This is a genomic window from Pararhodobacter zhoushanensis (genome assembly GCF_003990445.1).
GTDB classification, from domain to species: Bacteria; Pseudomonadota; Alphaproteobacteria; order Rhodobacterales; family Rhodobacteraceae; genus Pararhodobacter; species Pararhodobacter zhoushanensis.
Genome location: NZ_REEZ01000007.1, coordinates 1 through 17,605, shown reverse-complemented (window position 1 = coordinate 17,605; position 17,605 = coordinate 1). Strand labels below are relative to the sequence as shown.

At 63.7% G+C, this 17,605-nt stretch carries 17 protein-coding genes and 3 pseudogenes; 13 read left to right on the top strand and 7 right to left on the bottom strand.

Annotated elements, in window-relative coordinates; genetic code table 11:
* Positions 1-26: 26 nt before the first annotated feature.
* From EAE28_RS15415 to EAE28_RS15395, 5 genes and pseudogenes are all read right to left on the bottom strand, one after another.
* Positions 27-542 carry a hypothetical protein gene (locus tag EAE28_RS15415; protein ID WP_127107863.1) on the bottom strand — a complete coding sequence of 172 codons (516 nt, stop codon included), beginning with the start codon at positions 540-542 and terminating at the stop codon, positions 27-29.
* The gene (locus tag EAE28_RS15410; RefSeq protein WP_127107861.1) at positions 542-946 is read right to left on the bottom strand and encodes a lysozyme inhibitor LprI family protein; all 405 of its coding nucleotides are present in this window, start codon (positions 944-946) and stop codon (positions 542-544) included. The genes EAE28_RS15415 and EAE28_RS15410 overlap by 1 nt, the downstream gene beginning before the upstream one ends.
* Positions 947-1,084: 138 nt before the next feature.
* Positions 1,085-1,393 carry a hypothetical protein gene (locus EAE28_RS15405; RefSeq protein WP_164736654.1) on the bottom strand — a complete coding sequence of 103 codons (309 nt, stop codon included), beginning with the start codon at positions 1,391-1,393 and terminating at the stop codon, positions 1,085-1,087.
* A gap of 731 nt (positions 1,394-2,124) precedes the next feature.
* A pseudogene (locus EAE28_RS15400) lies at positions 2,125-2,621 on the bottom strand (lysozyme).
* Positions 2,622-2,809: 188 nt separating this feature from the next.
* Positions 2,810-3,610: a PhzF family phenazine biosynthesis protein gene (locus tag EAE28_RS15395; RefSeq protein ID WP_127107855.1), complete on the bottom strand. Its 801-nt coding sequence runs from the start codon at positions 3,608-3,610 to the stop codon at positions 2,810-2,812.
* Positions 3,611-3,747: 137 nt separating this feature from the next.
* On the opposite strand from EAE28_RS15395, the pseudogene EAE28_RS15390 reads away from it, so the two are divergent.
* The 7 genes and pseudogenes from EAE28_RS15390 to EAE28_RS15350 all read left to right on the top strand — a co-directional run.
* Positions 3,748-4,373: pseudogene (locus tag EAE28_RS15390) on the top strand (transposase); the annotation flags it as partial.
* A 64-nt stretch (positions 4,374-4,437) separates the two neighbouring features.
* A pseudogene (locus EAE28_RS24230) lies at positions 4,438-5,084 on the top strand (transposase); the annotation flags it as partial.
* A gap of 404 nt (positions 5,085-5,488) precedes the next feature.
* Complete coding sequence (locus EAE28_RS15375; protein ID WP_127107849.1) at positions 5,489-6,355, top strand: hypothetical protein; 867 nt, start codon at positions 5,489-5,491, stop codon at positions 6,353-6,355.
* A gap of 97 nt (positions 6,356-6,452) precedes the next feature.
* On the top strand, positions 6,453-6,707 hold the full coding sequence (locus tag EAE28_RS15370) for a DUF6127 family protein (RefSeq protein ID WP_181954496.1): 255 nt from the start codon (positions 6,453-6,455) through the stop codon (positions 6,705-6,707).
* A 76-nt stretch (positions 6,708-6,783) separates the two neighbouring features.
* Complete coding sequence (locus EAE28_RS15365) at positions 6,784-7,458, top strand: YcbK family protein (RefSeq protein WP_127107845.1); 675 nt, start codon at positions 6,784-6,786, stop codon at positions 7,456-7,458.
* Positions 7,459-7,674: 216 nt separating this feature from the next.
* Complete coding sequence (locus tag EAE28_RS15355) at positions 7,675-7,875, top strand: hypothetical protein (protein ID WP_127107841.1); 201 nt, start codon at positions 7,675-7,677, stop codon at positions 7,873-7,875.
* Positions 7,876-8,700: 825 nt separating this feature from the next.
* A complete protein-coding gene (locus tag EAE28_RS15350) occupies positions 8,701-9,396 on the top strand; it encodes a TetR/AcrR family transcriptional regulator (protein ID WP_127107839.1) in 696 nt (231 codons plus the stop codon).
* A gap of 3 nt (positions 9,397-9,399) precedes the next feature.
* On the opposite strand, the gene EAE28_RS15345 is transcribed toward EAE28_RS15350, so the two are convergent.
* Positions 9,400-10,530, bottom strand: a complete 1,131-nt coding sequence (locus EAE28_RS15345) for an ABC transporter ATP-binding protein (RefSeq protein ID WP_127107837.1) — start codon at positions 10,528-10,530, stop codon at positions 9,400-9,402.
* Positions 10,531-10,720: 190 nt separating this feature from the next.
* Between EAE28_RS15345 and EAE28_RS15340 the strand changes: the two genes are divergently transcribed.
* From EAE28_RS15340 to EAE28_RS15315, 6 genes are read left to right on the top strand one after another with little or no spacing between them, the layout of a single operon-like run.
* Positions 10,721-11,476, top strand: coding sequence for a tyrosine-protein phosphatase (locus tag EAE28_RS15340; protein WP_127107835.1), 756 nt, complete (start codon positions 10,721-10,723; stop codon positions 11,474-11,476).
* A 24-nt stretch (positions 11,477-11,500) separates the two neighbouring features.
* A complete protein-coding gene (locus EAE28_RS15335; protein WP_127107833.1) occupies positions 11,501-12,352 on the top strand; it encodes a metallophosphoesterase in 852 nt (283 codons plus the stop codon).
* 24 nt (positions 12,353-12,376) lie between these two features.
* The gene (locus EAE28_RS15330; protein ID WP_127107831.1) at positions 12,377-13,675 is read left to right on the top strand and encodes an ABC transporter substrate-binding protein; all 1,299 of its coding nucleotides are present in this window, start codon (positions 12,377-12,379) and stop codon (positions 13,673-13,675) included.
* A 59-nt stretch (positions 13,676-13,734) separates the two neighbouring features.
* Positions 13,735-15,024 (top strand): ABC transporter substrate-binding protein, encoded by a 1,290-nt coding sequence (locus tag EAE28_RS15325; protein ID WP_127107829.1) that lies wholly within the window; start codon positions 13,735-13,737, stop codon positions 15,022-15,024.
* Between the two features lie 53 nt (positions 15,025-15,077).
* Complete coding sequence (locus tag EAE28_RS15320) at positions 15,078-16,010, top strand: carbohydrate ABC transporter permease (RefSeq protein ID WP_127107827.1); 933 nt, start codon at positions 15,078-15,080, stop codon at positions 16,008-16,010.
* Positions 16,000-16,821, top strand: a complete 822-nt coding sequence (locus EAE28_RS15315; protein ID WP_127107825.1) for a carbohydrate ABC transporter permease — start codon at positions 16,000-16,002, stop codon at positions 16,819-16,821. Before EAE28_RS15320 ends, EAE28_RS15315 begins: the two co-directional genes overlap by 11 nt.
* Here EAE28_RS15315 and EAE28_RS15310 read toward each other — a convergent pair.
* Positions 16,747-17,202, bottom strand: a complete 456-nt coding sequence (locus EAE28_RS15310) for an ABC transporter ATP-binding protein (protein WP_127107823.1) — start codon at positions 17,200-17,202, stop codon at positions 16,747-16,749. The genes EAE28_RS15315 and EAE28_RS15310 overlap by 75 nt on opposite strands.
* Positions 17,203-17,605: the final 403 nt, after the last annotated feature.

Genomic DNA, 17,605 nt, shown 5'->3' with positions numbered 1-17,605 from the left:
GGGGATCCAAGCAAGCGCGGCCTGTGTCAGGGTAGCGCCACAGTATCCAAATTCTCTTCGATCAGACCGCAGTTCAGGGTGATCGGCATTGCTAAAGTTTGCACGTCGGCAAGCGGGCCGTCGATGAAATCGCAACTGAGCAGATTGTCGTCACTGCTCAGCCGCGCACTGTAGACATTGACGTTCACGCCGATGCTGCCCGCCACGGTCCATTCCAGCATATCCGTGAGAACCCCTCGGCCGGTGATCTCGACCACGCCCTCGATGGCGGGCACTTCGACGGCGTCGCCGCCCAAGTTGATCTGCCCTGCCTCATCCGCCTGGGCAGCCCCTGCGGGCGTCGGCGTGCCCCAATACGAGGCGTCAACAATCACCGCCTCGCCGCGGCGCGACAAGGTGGCAAGCGCCAGCTCCGAGAACGCGAGGCTCACCGTTAGGCCATATCCGGCGCTGACCATCTCGGCATGCGCGCGCGAATCTCCAAAGACCAACCCCGCCACGGCCAACAGGCCAGCCGCCGGGACAGTTTTCAGCGTGCCCATCATTCGCCCGCAGGCACCGGGCAGCTCATGTCACCCTCCTCGCACGCAAGATACGTCTCGAAACGCGCGACACGTTCAGCGGTCAGCTCTTCTAGGCAGCCGTCATAGATCATCGGATAGACGGAACCGCCTGCCACGCTCGCGGTGGCGAACTCGCATTCGGCGTCGCGGAACGCGATCCACTGACGCTCGGCATCGCGAAACAGGCGCAGCGCGTCGACGTCGTCGCCAAGGCGCTGCCGGATCTGGTGGTAGAGCGCGTTGAGGTGCCCGTCGACCGCCTGATAAGACTGCCGGGCGCAGAGCGTCATCGTTGCCTGATCCTCTGCCGTGTCGCAGCTGTCGGCATAGGCTGGTGATACCATCAGTGACATCACCGCAAGGGGTAGATATCTCTTCCGCATGAGTGGCCTCCTATTGTCGTTATGTGTGCCTTTTGGCGCTTCAATCCGGGGAGTGAGTTACAGCGGACCAGCACTCAGGCTTGACCCGTTAAAGTCCCTTTGCCGTGGAACAGCGGCAGAGGGACCGCCTGATCCCGATCAGCCGCCGACAAACCCTTTCGAGCGCATGCAGCTTACAAACAGAGTGTTCTGCTCGTCGCCCCTCATAACGCCATCCGCGATAGCGTCTGCGATTTCCTGGTCAAAAGACGTACCACGCGGAACACGGTTGGTCCCGATTGAGGCCGTCGCCGCCTCTACAGCGAACTGGCATTCAGCCCGTGCCTGAGATTCCGGTATCTGCGCTGCCGAGGTCGCCGTATAGGTCTGATTACGGATTGGCGTGGTGCAGGCCGCAATGGCGAGCACTCCCAGGATTGCAGCAAGGGTGCTTGGAAATGAATTCATGGGGATGTTCTCCTCGGTCTCTAAGGGCTGGTTGAAGTGTGATGGGAAACGTCGATGCCGCGAGAAACGCAGCAGTCCATGCTGGCATTCCATGCTTGCAGTTGGTGTCTTCAAAAACGCGATAGCTGTCCGGACGCCGCATCCGGCGCAGTGGCGCGCTCTGCCCCTCGGCAGGTCCGTTGTCCATGATTGCAGAGTTGGTCGTGTCGAAAGCAAAATCGGTCCCGTCTGAGACAGGACGCAAAGTTGAATCACCACGATAAAAGGAGCAAAACGCCGCCTGATCAGCCGCGTGACGGGGAATTACGCTGTACTGGGTCGATGCACGGGAATCGTGGTGATGCATCGCTCTTTCCTGGCTGCGTGGTGAAGTTGCTTAAGGTACATTTTCAATTCAACTTTTATTCTAGATTGCTTGTTGATGATGACAAGTCCCTTGCACGCAGAAATTTTGCCGCATGCGTTCGCGCAACTGCAGCGTGCCGGGTGGCAGGTGATACAAGGGATCGAGGAAGACGCTCGCGAGAAGGCCTTATTGCACGCTTCGACAGTCGCCCATTGGTTTCTTGTGGAGCCACAATTGTTGCCATGAGCAAAGGCGATTGGAAAGCACGATACGATCTCGTTCAAAGGTACGTATTTCCCGAGGACGTAATCCTCTCCGCGATCTTCTTTTGCAGTCCCCACACCGTCGGTAGTATCAAGATCGATCGCATGTTGAAGCGCGTCGGCTAGCCGCGCGCGGTGAGCGCCGCGCGGGCGGCGGCGACTTCCTCAGGGGCGACATCGAGCGTCTCCCGGGCGAGACCGCGCGGAGTCTGCACGCGCACCGGCACGCCGCAATCGCGGTACGCGATCAGCCGGAACTTGGCTTCGCGGCGGCGGGTCAGGCCCGGTGGCGCCTTGCCGCCGCCCTTGTTCCACCGCGCCAGGCGCTCGCGCATCGCGGCGATATTGTCCGAAGCCCAGGCGGGCACCCAGCTCGCCCGGGTGATCGCGCCGGTGTTCCAGTGGAACGACACGCCCCCGTCGAACTCGTGCTGCTTTGCGCCGGGCATGGCGCGGGTGACGCAGGCTCGTAACGCGTGCTCAGCACTTCGCTCATCAGGCGCGAGGCTTCCACCGCCGTGATCACCATGCCGGGCTTGCGATCGACCACGCCCGAGGCCTTGGTCAGCCCGGCGCCGATGGTCCATTGGCCCGCCGGGCCGAGATAGGCCCGCAGCACAACCCCCTCGAGCCGCTCGTTGAACGCAATCCCTCGCTCGTCTGCATCCCTGTGCCCCCTGTAAGTTCGGGATCAAAATGACGGGTTCGGGCGAGGGGAAATACGCACTGCGGTTTGTGGGGGGAGGAGGGCGGTCGTTCGCAGCGTCTTGCTGCAAGGTCCGGTGAGCGGACTTTCCTACCGGTCGGTCACGCAAAATTCGGAAGAAAAATCGTCGCCTCCATAAATGTCACCGCATTGCCAGACAGGAGGACGCGCTCTTTGGTTAACTCAGAGTCAAGCCATCCATTGCGGACCGAAGCTTGACAGGCCATCATCCGGCATCGGCCCAGCTTTTCTGCCCAGTACGGCACCAAGGTTGCGTGAATTGAACCCGTGACCGGATCTTCGGAGATTCCCGCACCGGGTGCGAAATAACGGGATACGAAGTCCGCCCGCGCGTCTCCGGTTCCCGCGCCTGTCACCACAAGGCCGACTGAGCCGAGCTTCGCGATTGCTGTGAGATCGGGTACGAAGTTGCGCACGGCGTCGGCGCTGCCAAGATCCACGAAGAAATTCTCAAAATTGCGAAAGATGCCTATGGGAGTCGTCACAAAAATATCTGCTATTTCATAGGGCAAGCTGGCGATAGCTTCGGGATCCAAGCGAGGGATGTCGAGCCTGTATCCCTTTGCCTCTTTCGACACACTCAGCTCGCCGACGCGGGTATGAAACACAAGATCGGCGTCGGCCCCATGTTTCGTGAACAGAATATGCGCCGTTGCCAGAGTGGCGTGCCCGCAAAAATCCACCTCATGCGCGGGGGCAAACCAGCGCAAGTCCCATGCACCTTCCGGGCGAGCTTTGACAAACGCCGTCTCAGCAAGGTTGTTTTCCTGCGTGATCGCCAGCATCAGCTCGTCAGAAAGCCAGTCTTCCAGCACCAGAACAGCAGCCGGATTGCCCGTGAAAAGCTGATCGGAAAAGGCATCGACCTGATACATGCGCATAAAAAGACCTCATACTGGACGGCGGTTACTCATTGTATAGCGAGAAACAGTGATGGGTCGCTTTGGGCTCTGACCTGCCCCCCGCGAAATCCGTCACTTTAATATAGGGTCTGCGCCAACTCTGAAGGAGCAGACACATGCGTAAGAGCCGTTTCCCCGAGGCGCAGATAATCGGGATGACCAAGGAACAGGAGGCCGGGATGCCGACGGCTGAGGCGTGCCGCAGGCACGGGCTGAGCACCGCGACGTTCTACAAACTGAAGGCCAAGTATGGCGGCATGCACGTGTCCGAGGCGGCCAGGCTGAAGGCGCTCGAAGACGAAAACGCCAAGCTCAAACGTCTGTTAGCCGACACCATGCTCGACAACGTGGTTCTGAAAGATCTGCTGGGAAAGAACCGACAACATTGACCAGGCGGCCAGAGGCGGCGCTCAGGGCGATGCTGGATCATGACATCTCGCAGCGCCCGGCCTGCAGGCTGGTCGGTGTCGATCCCAAGACAGTCCGGCGTGAGCGCCCGCCGGATTGCGCCGAGATCCGCAAGGAGATGCAGGAGATCGCCGGCACGCGGCGTCGGTTCGGGTTTCGCCGGATCGGCGTGCTGCTGGAACGCAAGGGCATGAGCATGAACCACAAGAAGCTCTACAGGATCTACCGCGAAGAAGGGCTGTCGGTGAGACGACGGCGCGGCCGGAAACGGGCGCGCGGCACGAGAGCGCCGATGCCGGTTGCCGCGCATCCCAATGCGCTTTGGTCATTGGACTTGACCTGAGCCCCTGAACCTCCTGCAGTTTTTGGTAGAGTCCGTCCACGCAAGGAGACGGACAATGAAGCAATCACGTTTCACGCAAGCGCAGATCATCGGGATCCTGAAGGAACAGGAGGGCGGATCGCCGACGGCCGAGGTTTGCCGCAAGCACGGCATCAGCTCGGCGACGTTCTATAAATACAAAGCGTGGTTTGGCGGCATGGACGTGTCGGAGGCACAGCGGCTGAAGGCGCTTGAAGACGAGAACGCCAAGCTGAAGAAGCTCCTGGCCGAGGCGATGCTCGACCTGGCCGTTCTGAAGGATGTTGCAGCAAAAAAAATGTGACGCCCGATGCAAAGCGGGAGGCGGTGGCGCATGTCGTGGTGTTGCACGAGATAAGCCAGCGTCGGGCGTGCGAGGTGCTGGCGGTGGAGCGTTCAAGCATCCGCTATAGGAGTATCCGCCCGGACGATGCCGCCGAGAGGGCTGCGATGAGGGCTGTCGCGGCCGAAAGGCGCCGGTTTGGCTATCGGCGCATTCACATCATGCTGGACCGGCAAGGGATTGTGATGAACCTCAAGAAATTGCGCAGGCTCTAGGTGCGCAAGCGCGGCGGACGCAAACGGGCTTTGGGCACACGGCGTCCGATGGTCGTGCCACAGGTAGCCAACGAACGCTGGAGCCTCGACTTCATCAGCGATGCTCTGACCGATGGCCGCCGGTTCCCTGAACGGCGTGATTGCCGGATCGGTTGACCTCGACGGGCCTTGTTCCGGCGCAGCCCTAACCAAGCGCGGGGCCGACGCCTGGGTGATTCAGTGTGCGCTGGCGGGGAGCATCGCATGAGCCTGCTCCTCATGCGGGCCGCGATTCTTGCCCAACGCGGTGGTGCAGCGCCCCCACCCCCGGACCGCTATGAGCCACCCGAGGCGGACAGCATCGTCCTCGCCTTCAGCGGGGGCCCTTCAGCCCGCCCGAAAGCGAAGCGTTCACCCTAGCGTTCGGCGAGACATCGCCGCCTGCGCCGGGTCCCTACGCGCCGCCCGAGGCGGGGACATCACCCTCACTGTGCCCGACACCCCCTTCGCCCCGCCGGCGAGCAACACCATCATCGTGGAGTTTTGACACCATGGCCCACTTCAGATGGCTGGCCCCAGCGCGCTGGGCCACGCCCGACAACGCCTTCAGCAATACCGAAGCCGATCTCGCCCTGCTGACCAGCGGCGGGTTCAAGAGCTTCTTTGGCCCTTGCGGATTGCAATCGGTCTTTGGCCGCGCAGGCGGCGGCGGTGGAGGGTCGAGTTTCCGGATCACTGCTGATGACACACCCAGCGAGACCAACGAGATCCTCGCGGTAGTGCCGTACCCGTTCAACAATCAGACCAGCCGGTGCTTCTGCCGATCCCCCGAGACTTGGTCGCAGACGCCGAATGGTACGGTGTTCGTCGCGCCGCATTCGTCAACGGTCGCGGTTCGACGCCGGAACACCTCGGGCGCCGAGGGCGACCTTGGGACGATCGATCTGGCCGCGCTGGGCCGCAATCGCTGGCCCATCACTGTGCGCCTGCGGGTCGAAGGCACCGGGACCGTCAGCGTCTTCGCCAAGGCCTGGCCGATCGGCGAGCCCGAGCCCGTCGCCTGGGATGTCCCTGCGTCCAATACCAGCACGAACGATACCGGCTTCTCGGTGATCGGTCGCACCGGGACAGGTTTCCCCGCGTACCTGTCGCATTTCTCGACAGGCACGGAGGGTGACAGCGCACCAGCCTTGTACGGGGCGCTCTCGGGCATCGTGCGCGCAGACGACGCGCCGGTCTCACGACCCGTGGTCGCCGTCGCCCGGGGGGATCAGAAATACCTGTTCCACGGCCAGAGTAACGGCAGCGGGGAGTTCTCGCTGCCGGCGCTCATCGGGTTCGACTACACGGTCTTCGCCCTCGATCCGCTCGCGGGGCCCTACAACGCCGCGGTGATGGACAAAGTCGCCCTGACCTGACCTCGGATCAGTCAGTTCTCTCGTCCGACCGCGACGAATTAATACGCAGGATTTTGCCACCTTGACACCAAGCCGCTCCGGCAAGCACCCTATTCGCATGCCCGATGCCGAGTTCGAGGACCTGCTGGCGCGCGCCGCCGAAGCTGGCGCCAGGCGCGCCCTGGCCAATGTCGGCCTCGACGGCGAGGAGGCTGCCCTCGACATCCGGGATCTGCGCTCCTTGCTCGACTGCATCCGGCTCGTACGTCGCACCGCGATGCAGACGGCCGTGCGGATGATCACCACCGGCGTCATGCTCGGCCTGCTCGCCGGGATCGCGCTCAAGCTCAAGATCTTTGGTTCAAGCCCCTAGCGCTACGCATAGCCCCCTTTCCCATTGCCCACCGCAACCCGCCCCAAAGGCGGGTTTTGTCTAATTGGAGGACATCATGACGACCCTGACCTATGCCCACTGGCGCGACGTGCCCGAAACCGTCTGGCATTGGCCCAGCTACTCTCCGGCCGAGATGGCCTGCCGCGGCACTGGCGCCCTCAAGTTCAACACGGAAGCGATGGACAGGTTGCAGCGCCTGCGCAACCGTCTTGCCAAGCCGCTCATCGTGCTGTCGGCCTATCGCAGTCCCGAGCACAACCGTGCCGTCGGCGGCGCGCCGGCGTCCAGGCACATGCTGGGCACCGCCTTCGACATCGCCATGTCAAACCACGACCCGGTGGCGTTTGAGGCCGCAGCGCGCACGGTGGGGTTCCTTGGCTTTGGGTACTACCCTCGGTTGGGCTTCATGCACATCGATCTGGGCCCAACGCGGTCCTGGGGTGAGTCGTTTGCGGCGCGCACAGTGCCGTTTTCCGCGGAGGTCCCGCCCGCGCGCGAGGTCCTGGCCGACAGTCGGACGCTGCGTGGGGGTGGAGCGGCCTGCGCGGCCACTGTCGGCGCCGCTGGGTTGGAGGTCGTGCAGGAGGCTTTTACTGAAGCGCAATCGTCGATCCAACCGCTGGTGCCCTATCTCGATACCCTGCGATGGGTGTTCATCGCCGTGGCGCTGGGCGGGATCGCCGTCGCGATCCACGCGCGCATCGATGATTGGAAGAGGGGGCGGCGGTGATCGGCTGGCTTCTGACCCAGATAATTGCCCGGTCTTGGGCACTTCGAGCAGCGACCATAGTTATTGTCGCGCTCACGGTCACTTTGTTCATCCTCAACTTACGCCGAATGGGTGAGCGCGCAGGGCGCGCCGGCCAGCGTCTCGACATGATGGAGCGCGCTGATGCGATCCAACGCCAGATGCTGGGCGCCGCCGCGCGCCGCCCTCGCAGCCGTGATGATCTCCTTGACCGCCTGCGCGACGGCGGATTCTGACGCCCCGCCCGGCGCCTGCCCGCCGGTGGTGGCGTACAGCCGGGACGAGCAGGCACGCGTGGCCGAAGAAGTCGCCGTGCTGTCCGAAGGGGCGCTGATTGTGCGCTGGCTTGCCGATTATGCCGTGCTTCGCGACCAGGCACGGGCCTGTACGAGAAGATAGGCGGGATGCAAGGTCCGAATCGTGGCGAGAGGGCAAGGATGCAGCTATCCTCGGGCAATGAAAAAGGACGACGAAAAATGGATTGCGGCGAAGTTGGCTAGGATCATGGCCATGCTCTGCGTGCGAAACACGCAACTGGAGACGCTGCATTCCGGACTGAACCCAGTCACCCGGACAGGCGACTATTCGGACGTCTTTGTCCACGATGCCGTTGGTCGACGCATTCCCTAGCCCGAAGCCTCCCGCTTCCGGAATGGTCGCTTCGGTCATCATGCCCGGCGCGTAGCCCGGCACGAAACAGGCGATGTCGATCCCGCCGCTGCGCATCCGGTCGAGGTAGCTAGCCGCATCACGCGCGAGAGTGCCCGCCGGGAACAACCGGATGGTCTCATTCCCTCGGACTTCACGGTAGCGCGCTGCGCCCAGTCTTCAAGGAACTTGGCATAGATCAAGGAATTTGCCGGCACAGAGGGGGTAAAGCGCAGTTCCTACTGTGCCCGAGCGCTGCTCCCGACCCCCGCGGCGATCACGATCACCCTGCCAAGGGTCTGTAACTTTCTTGCGGACCCGTGTTTGACGGTCTGGTCACCCTCCGGATGGCGCACAGTGCCCAAACGCGCAGACTTGGCACAAGGCGCACCTCTCCGGCACGCATGCGATCACTCGGTTGAGCAGGCTGGGGCCATGATAGTTGAGCTCTCCCCCCCACAAACGCGCAATTCGAACTTGTCCCTCTGCCGAGAACCGTAAAGCGTCCAGCCTGACCCGGGAAGATGACGGGCGGCTGACGCGGGCAGGCTTTCTTCTGTCATCGGACCGTTACGAATGCCTGCCATCCTGCGCCGCTCACTGGTCAAGGCGATGCTCATGGCTCTACCCGCCGCCTCCACGGTCCCCAATGCGCTGATCGACGCCTGCATCGACCTTGTCGGTCATGGCGCGCAGCTGCGTGACCTTACGGTGCGCTCCATCGCGCAGCGCGCCGGGGTCAGTCTGTCGGCGGTGTCCTATCATTTCGGCTCGCTGGACGCGCTGATCGCGGTGGTCGCGCAACGGGTCTATGCGCGGATCAACCTGCGCCGGGTGGAGCTGTTCCAACAGGCGGTGGAGCGTTCGCAGGCCGGAGCGCCGCCGCTGCGCGAGGTGCTGGATGCGCTGATCCGGCCGACGGTGGGCAAAAGCCCCGAGATCCGTTTCCTGTCACAGATCGGCTCGCTGCTCGTCAAGCCGGTGACACCCGAGCTGACCAAGATCGACACCGAGATGACGCCGCATCAGATCATCATCGACAGCCTGCTGGCGCAGGCACCCTGGCTCAGCCGGGCTGAGATCGGGTGGCGGGTGCATGCGATCCTCGGCATCCGCACCCATGTCCAGGGCCGCGAGTCGCGGATGCGGGTGCTGATCGACAACCGGCTGGATCTGGATGATCCCGAGGTGGTGATTGGAATCGTCCTAGACATCGCCGTGCAGATGTTTGCGGCCCCCGGCCCCGGAATGGTGCCACTGCTGCGGTTCTGAGCCTCAGACCGCCTCGCTGAAAGCCGGGATGAAGCGCTGCGCGCGGCGGACAGGAACGCTGCGGCCTTCGGCATCGAAGAGATACAGCGCCTCGGCGGGGACCGAGAAGGCGCGCCTGTCGCCCCGCGCCAGAGCCAGCGTGCCCGACAACCGCGCGGTCAATTCCAGCCCGGGCATGCCTGTCACCTCGAACTGCACCAGCGTCTCGGCGCCCAGCCGTTCTACATGGACCACCGATGCCGGCAGCGTCAGATCGCCTGCTGCATGGGCCGGTTCCGCGCGGATTCGTTCCGGCCGCAGGCCCAGCGTGGCGGGGCCGGCGGGGCAATCAATGCCTTCGAGCAGCTGCAAGGTGACGCCGCCTGTGGTGAAGGACACGCGGTGCCCGTCCCTGCCGAGCGTCCCGGTCAGCACGTTCATCGCCGGTGAGCCGAGGAAGGTGGCAACGAACAGGTCGCAGGGGTTGTGATACAGGTCCATCGGCGCGCCGATCTGGCGAATGCGCCCGCCTTCCATGATGACGATCCGGTCGGCCATGGTCATCGCCTCGACCTGATCGTGCGTGACATAGAGCGTGGTGATCCCCAGCGCCTTCTGCAACCGGGTGATCTCGATCCGTGCGGTGCCGCGCAGCTTGGCGTCGAGGTTAGACAACGGCTCGTCAAAAAGAAAGGCCGCCGGTTCGCGCACGATGCAGCGCGCCACAGCTACCCGCTGACGCTGCCCGCCGGACAATTCCCTGGGCCGGCGGTGCAGAAGATGGGCGATCCCCATGCGGTTTGCGGCCTGATGCACGCGCGTGGCGATCTCGGCCTTGAGCATCTTCTTCAGCGTCAGCGAGAAGCCGATATTTTCAGCTGCGGTCAGATGCGGATAAAGCGCATAGGACTGGAACACCATCGCCAGATTGCGGTCGCGGGCGGCGAGCCGGGTAACATCCTTGTCGCCGACATGCACCGCGCCGCTGCTGATCGATTCCAGCCCGGCGAGCATCCGCAGCGAGGTGGTCTTGCCACAGCCCGACGGGCCAACGAGGGCGACAAATTCCCCCTCAGCAATGGTGAGGTTGAAGCGGTCGACGGCAACGACATCGTTGAAACACTTGGTTACATCCTCGAAGATCAGCTTGGCCATCGGTGAATATCCCTTCCAGTTTTCCCCTGTCTAAGCCCGCGGTGAATCGGGGACGTGTCAGCCGGCCGTCATGCGCATGACATCTGCCGAACATTGTTTGGCGGTTTTCAAAAAAGCGTGGGGCCAGTGTCACGGGGGCGATTCAGGGCAGGGCGCATGGTGATCCGGTAGTTAGCGGCCGGAGCAGGACATGCAGACCACCAACGCCACCAACGACTGGGACCCCGTCTTCAACGGGTCTCACCCCAATTTCCGGGTGATGAAGGGCATTTCCGCCGATGGCCGCAAGGTCCGGCGCGGCGCGTTCCTGCGGGGCCCAGCGCTGCATGACCTGACCGAAGATCAGTGGCGCACCCTGCTGGCCGAGCGCGATCTGGCACTGGTCGTGGATTTCCGCCGCGCCGATGAGGTATCCGAGCGCCCGAACCGTCTGCCGCAGGATCTGCACCACCATGCCGTCGCCCTGCCCATTGACAGCGGCGCCAGCGCGAAACTGGCGCAGGCGATTGAGGCGGCTAACTACGAGCGCGCCGCAAGCGCCATGCGCGGCGCCTATGCCGGTTTCGCCAGTTTGCATCTGCCGGTCTATGCCGATTTTCTCAGGCATCTCGCCAGCGCCAGCGGCCGCGGCGTGTTCTTCCACTGCACCGCCGGCAAGGACCGCACAGGCTTTGCCGCCGCGTTGATCTTGCTCGCGCTGGGGGTCCCGCGCGAACAGGTAATGGCGGATTTTCTTGCCACCGGCACGCTCTGGCGCCCCGATGCGTCGCTGCTGTCCCGCGTGCCGGAAACCGCCCATGCCGCGATCTTCGGGATCGAGGCGGCCTATCTGGACGCCGCACTTGATGAGCTGAAGCGCACGCAAAGCAGCGCGGAAGCTTTTGCCGCCCGTGCGATGGGCGGTGAGAAGCCGTTCCAAGCCTGGGTCGAGCAGAGCCTTACCTGAACAATTTCCCCAAGGAGAAACCTGATGAAAACTACCTTCGTCCACATTACCGACCTGCATGTCAGCGCCCCCGAACTGATGGACAGCAAGCTGCGCAGCGACACCACCACCACAGTCCGCAAAGTGCTCGGGATGATCCGGCAGATCGAACCGCGCCCCGCTTTCGTCATCGCCAGCGGCGATCTTACCAACCACGGCGACGCGGCCTCGTTCCGCGCGCTGGCCGGGATGATGGAGGGGTTCGACATTCCCGTCGTCTGGGCGCTTGGCAACCATGACACGCGCGAGGGGTTCTACGCCGGGCTTCTGGGATCGACCGACAGCGCCGACCAGACCTATGACCATCATCAGGTGATCGACGGGATCCATCTGATCACCCTCGACACCTCGAACCCGCTGCGTATCGGCGGGCATCTTGTTGAGGCGCAGTTCAACTTCCTTGAGGCGGCGCTCGATGCGCATCCTGACCTTCCCAAGATCCTCGTCATGCACCATGCCCCGGCGCTGGATCAGGACCCGGACTGGGAATGGGAGGGCCTGTCCTTCGCCGCCACCGACCGGCTGGCCGAAATGCTGAAGGGCCGTCAGATCGCCGGCATCTTCTCGGGCCATATCCATCAGGACCGCTTCACCCATTGGCACGGCATCCCGCTGATCGTCGGCATGGGCCTGCATGCGGCGCTCGATCCGCTGCACCCCATGGTGGACAGCATCCGTTCCGTTCAGGGCACGTCCTTCTCGCTGTGCACGCTGCGCGACAGCGGGCTGACGGTGACCTGCGCGCCCCTGCCCAGCGACCGGCGCGAGCTGGGAATTTCGACCATCGAACAGCTGCAGGCGTATGAGGCCGCGCGCGCGGCCCAATTCGCCGCCTGAAACGCTAACCCCCGGAGATATGACATGAAAACCGTCCGCCACCTGCTGCTCGGCGCTATCGCCGCAGCGCTGCCTTTCCCGGCTTTCGCCCAGATGGCCCCTGCCATCGAAGAGCCGGTCACCATCCGCTTCTACAATTACAACCTCGCCTCGGCCGGTCTGGGCCGCGAGGGCACGCTGGAGATGCTGGGAACGTTCGCCGAGGCCAATCCGCTGATCAATGTCGAAGGCGTACCCGTCCCGTCTTCGGAAGTGATGAGCCGCGTGCAGGCCGATGTGATCGCCGGACAAGGCCCGGATATCGCCCAGATCATCTTCGCCGACCTCGGCTATCTGGTGGAAAACTTCGGCGTTCCGGCGCTGGATGACATCGCCCCTGCCGAAGAACTGGACGAGCATCTGTCGGGCATGTTCCCGCGTGGGATCGAACTGGCGCGCGTCGACGGCGATCTTTACGGGCTGGCCTATGTCTTCTCGACGCCGGTGCTGTTCTACAACGCCGATCTGTTCATCGAGGCTGGTCTCGACCCCGATCAACCGCCCCGCACCTGGGAAGACGTCAGCGCCGCCGCCATCGCGATCCATGAGGCGACCGGCAACCCCGGCCTGCTGACCGGCATCTTCGGACCCTCGGCCTATGACTGGCTGTATCAGGGCTTCCTGCGTTCGAACGGCGGGCGAGTGATGTCCGAAGACCGCGGCACGATGATGTTCGCCGAGCCGGAAGCGGTCGAAGCGCTTGCCACCTTGCGCGCCATCGCTCAGGCGGGGGCGATGCCGCTGGTACCCTCAAGTTCCGCCATCGAAGCGATGTCCAGCGGGAACGCCGGCATGTACCTTCAGACCAGCGCGGTTCAGGGTGCTCTGCTGCGCGGGGCCGAAGGCAACTTTGACCTGCGCGCCGCGCCGATGCCGACCTTCGGTGATCAGCAGGCCACGCCGACCAATTCGGGTTCGGCACTGGTCATCATGACGCAGGACCCTGTGCGCCAGCGTGCGGCTTGGGAACTGATGCAGCACCTGACCTCGGATTATGGCTACACCGTGATCACATCGCAGATCGGCTATGTGCCACTGCGGCAGAATGCGGTGACCAGCGAGGAGTATCTGGCGCCTTTCCTGCGGGCCAACCCGGTGGTGCAGCCGAACATTGACCAGCTCGACTCGCTGGTGCCGTGGGTGCCGCTGCCCGGCCCCAGCTACCGCCAGATCCTGACGGTGATGATGAATGCCTCGGAACAGGCCGTGTTCGGCGCCGATGACAACATCGAGACGATCCTAGCCGATGCCCAGAGCCGCGCGCAGTCCCTCGTCCCGCGCTGACCCCGCCGGCGGGCACCCTGCGGTGCCCGTCCCTTCCGCCCATCCCCGGAGTTCTTCCTATGCTTGACCGTCGCACCCTTCTGGTGAGCGCGCTTGCCGCCACCGCCACTTTCCGGCCGCGCAGCCTGCTTGCCCAGCAACAGGACGCGCTGCGCTTCTATAACTACAACCTCGCCTCGGCCGGGATCGGTGCCGAGGCAACCCGCAAGATGCTCGACGCTTTCGCCGGGGCGCATCCGCAGCGTGCCGTCGAGGGCGTGCCGGTCCCCGTGTCGGAGCTGATGGGCCGCATTCAAGCCGATATGGTCGCCGGCATCGGTCCCGATGTGGCGCAGCTGGCATTCTCGGGCCTTGCCTATGCGCGTGACTATCTGGGCGCCGTGGCGCTGGAAGACGCGGTGCCGCAGGAGGAACTCGACGCGCATCTGTCCGGGATGGTGGCCAATGGCGTGCGGCTGGGACAGCTGGACGGAAAGACCTACGGGCTGGCCTATGTCTTTTCTACGCCGGTGCTGTTCTACAACGCCGACCTGTTCCGCGCCGCCGGGCTGGACCCGGACGCCCCGCCAACCAACTGGGAAGAGGTCCATGCCGCTGCCATCGCCATCCATCAGGCGACCGGCAAGCCCGGACTGCTGACCGGCATCTTCGGCAACACGGCCGGCGACTGGCTGTTTCAGGGCGTGATCCGCTCGGCCGGCGGGCGCGTGCTGTCCGAGGACCGCAGCACCTTGATGTTTGCCGAACCCGAAGCGCTAGAGGCGCTGACTATTCTGCGCCGCCTCGCGCAGACCGGCGCCTATGAAGCCGTCTTCGACTTCGCTGCCATCGAGGCGATGGCGGCGGGCAATGGCGGGATGTACCTGCAGACCAGCGCGGTGCAGAATACCCTGCTGCGCGGCGCCGAGGGCAACTGGGAATTGCGGGCGACCACGATGCCGTCCTTCGGCGACCTCCCGGTGCGGCCGACGAATTCCGGCTCGGCGCTGGTGCTGATGACCCGCGATCCGGCCCGTCAGCGCGCGGCCTGGGATCTGATGCGCTTTCTCACCTCGGACTGGGCTTACACAGTCATCACCTCGGAAATCGGCTATCTGCCGCTGCGGCCCAACGCCATCGAGAGCGAGGAATTCCTTGCGCCGTGGATCCGCGAGAACCCGCTGATCCTGCCCAATCTGGCGCAACTGGAGCGGCTGGAACCGGCGATGCCGCATGCCGGGCCGAACTACAGCCAGATCGTGCAGACGATGGTGAACGCCGCCGAGCGCGCGGTCTTCGGCCCGTCGGACGATATCGCCCCGCTGATGGCCGACGCGCAACGCCGCGCGCAGGCGCTGATGCCGTCGTGATCCAAAGGGGGCGGGCCGGTGGCCTGCCCCATTACACCAGAAGGGGACGCCCGATGTCCGAAACGACGATGCCATTTCCGCGCCGCGCCGGCCTGCTTAGTGCCATCTTACGCCAGCCCCTCGCGCCTTGGCTCTATCTGGCGCCGGCGCTGGTGGCGCTGGCCGTCTGGATCTACGGACCACTGGGCTACGCTTTGTGGCTCAGCTTCCACGAATGGAACATGCTGCCCTTCGCGCCGATCCGCAGCGTTGGGACACTGAATTACGAACGCCTGATCGACCTGCCCGAAATGGCGCAGGCCCTGCGCAACACGCTGTGGTATCTGCTGGGCCTGTTGCCGCTGACCGTCGCGCTGCCGGTGGCCGCCGCGATCCTGACCCAGGATCTGGCGCCGCGTTGGCGCAACCTCTACCGCGGGCTGATCTTCGTGCCGCTGATCATTGCGCCTGTCGCCGCTGCCGCAGTCTGGCGCTGGTTGCTGGACCCGGGCTTCGGGCTGGTCAACATGGCGATTCAGGCGCTTGGGTTTTACCCGGTTCGGTTCCTGCAAAGCCCCGATCTGGCGATCTGGACCATCGTCTGGATCACCGGCTGGAAGCTGATCGGCTTTTCCACGCTGATCGTCTCGGCGAGCCTCGCCAATATCAACCCCGCGCTGATCGAGGCTGCGCGCCTTGATGGCGCCACCGAATGGCAGGTCACGCGGCGCATCCGCCTGCCTCTGCTGTCGCCGGTGATCTTCCTTCTGGTGCTGCTGACCATTCTGCTGGGCGCGCAATGGAGCTTCACCTACATCCACGTCTTGACCCAGGGCGGACCCTTGGGAAGTTCCAACAACATTTATTATCTGCTCTGGCAGTTCGGCTTCGGCAGCCTTGCGGCGGGCTGGGCCTCGGCTGCGGGCATCTTGCTCTTCGCGGGCTTCGGCGTGGTCGCCGCTGGCCTTCTGTGGCTCATGAACCGGGTGACTTTCCATGACAACTAAAACCGCAACCGGACGCGGCTGGGTGCCGCATGCGGTGATGATCCCGTTGGCCATCGTGTCCATCTTTCCGGTCTGGTGGATGTTCGTGACCTCGCTGCGGCCCGAGAATGACATCTACAGCAGCCTGCCATGGCCCGGCTCACCGACGCTGGACAACTATACCTACGCGATGGACTCCATTGCCGTCTGGCCGATGCTGCGCAACACGGCGATCTACGCGGTGACCAGCACGCTGGCGCAAATGCTGACCGCAGTACTGGCCGCCTGGGCCTTCGTGCGTTGGCGCTTTCCGCTGGACAAGCTGCTCTTCGCGTTGATCGCGCTAACCTGGCTGGTGCCGTTTCAGGTGGTAATGATCCCGAACTACATCCTCGTCTCGCGGCTGGGGTTGGTCGACAATCTTCTGGCGCTGCTCTTGCCCAATATGGTCTCTGCCTTCGCCATCCTGCTTCTGGTGCAGTCTATGCGGTCATTTCCGACTGAGGTGATCGAGGCTGCCGAGATGGACGGCGCTGGCCACTGGCGGGTGCTATGGCGGGTGGTCGTCCCCAATCTGCGCGCGCCGCTGGCGGCGCTGGCGATCCTGCTCTTCATCTCGACCTGGAACGATTATTTCTGGCCATTGCTGCTGACAAGGTCCGAGAATTCCACGGTGATTCAAATCGGCATCCAGATGTTCCTGACCGAGGAAGGCAATCAATGGGGCCCGCTGATGGCGATTTCCTCGCTGGCCTGTCTACCGGTGCTGGCGATCTATATCGCGCTGCAGCGGCAGGTGATCGACAGTTTCGTCAAGGCCGGGATGCGGTAACCACAGGGAAATCCTGTCCGGTCGCAAACCGGGCAGGAAACGCGCCAGCGTTGCAGAACCAGTGGGCAGGGCAGCGGGGCAGGTGAACAGTTCCACTGTGGCCGAGATCTTGGGGATCTCGCGCAGAACCGAGAGGCCTTGGCTGATGAATAGGATCGTCAGCCCAAGCCGCGCCTGCTGATCCTTCATCAGGTTCAGGATCTGCGCTCGAACCGGCAGGTCCAGCTCCGAGCTCAGTACGTCACAGATCAGGACCCGGTGCCGCGAGGCCAGCACCCGGGCAATCGAGATGCGCTGGTGCTGCCTGGCGGAAAAGGCGTGCAGATAGCGGTTTGCGGCGTCGGTCGGCAGGTCTACGGCGGTCAGCAGCAGCTGCGCCACATCGGCGGCATCGGCGGCGCTGGCGACAGAGCGATGATGGAGCAGGGGCCCAGCAATGATCTGCCCGACGGAGGAGGTAAGCCCTTGAGGCCATCCACAAGCATTCCCGTAAAGAACGTCTCACCGTCGCTCTACCGCCGTCATCTGCAGGCAGATCGACCGCTTCTCTTCACCGTGCTCTGCCACTGTCTTTCATCCAACCGAAGCCGGAGCTCGTCGTTCGGCGTAGGTGGCCGCTTCAAACGTTGACTGGGCGTCGACAAGAACTGGACCGCCGAAAGCCCGACTCGAACGGTCAGGGTCTAGGCCTTTGGTATGTCGATTATTTTTGGTTGCGGGGGTAGGATTTGAACCTACGACCTTCAGGTTATGAGCCTGACGAGCTACCGGGCTGCTCCACCCC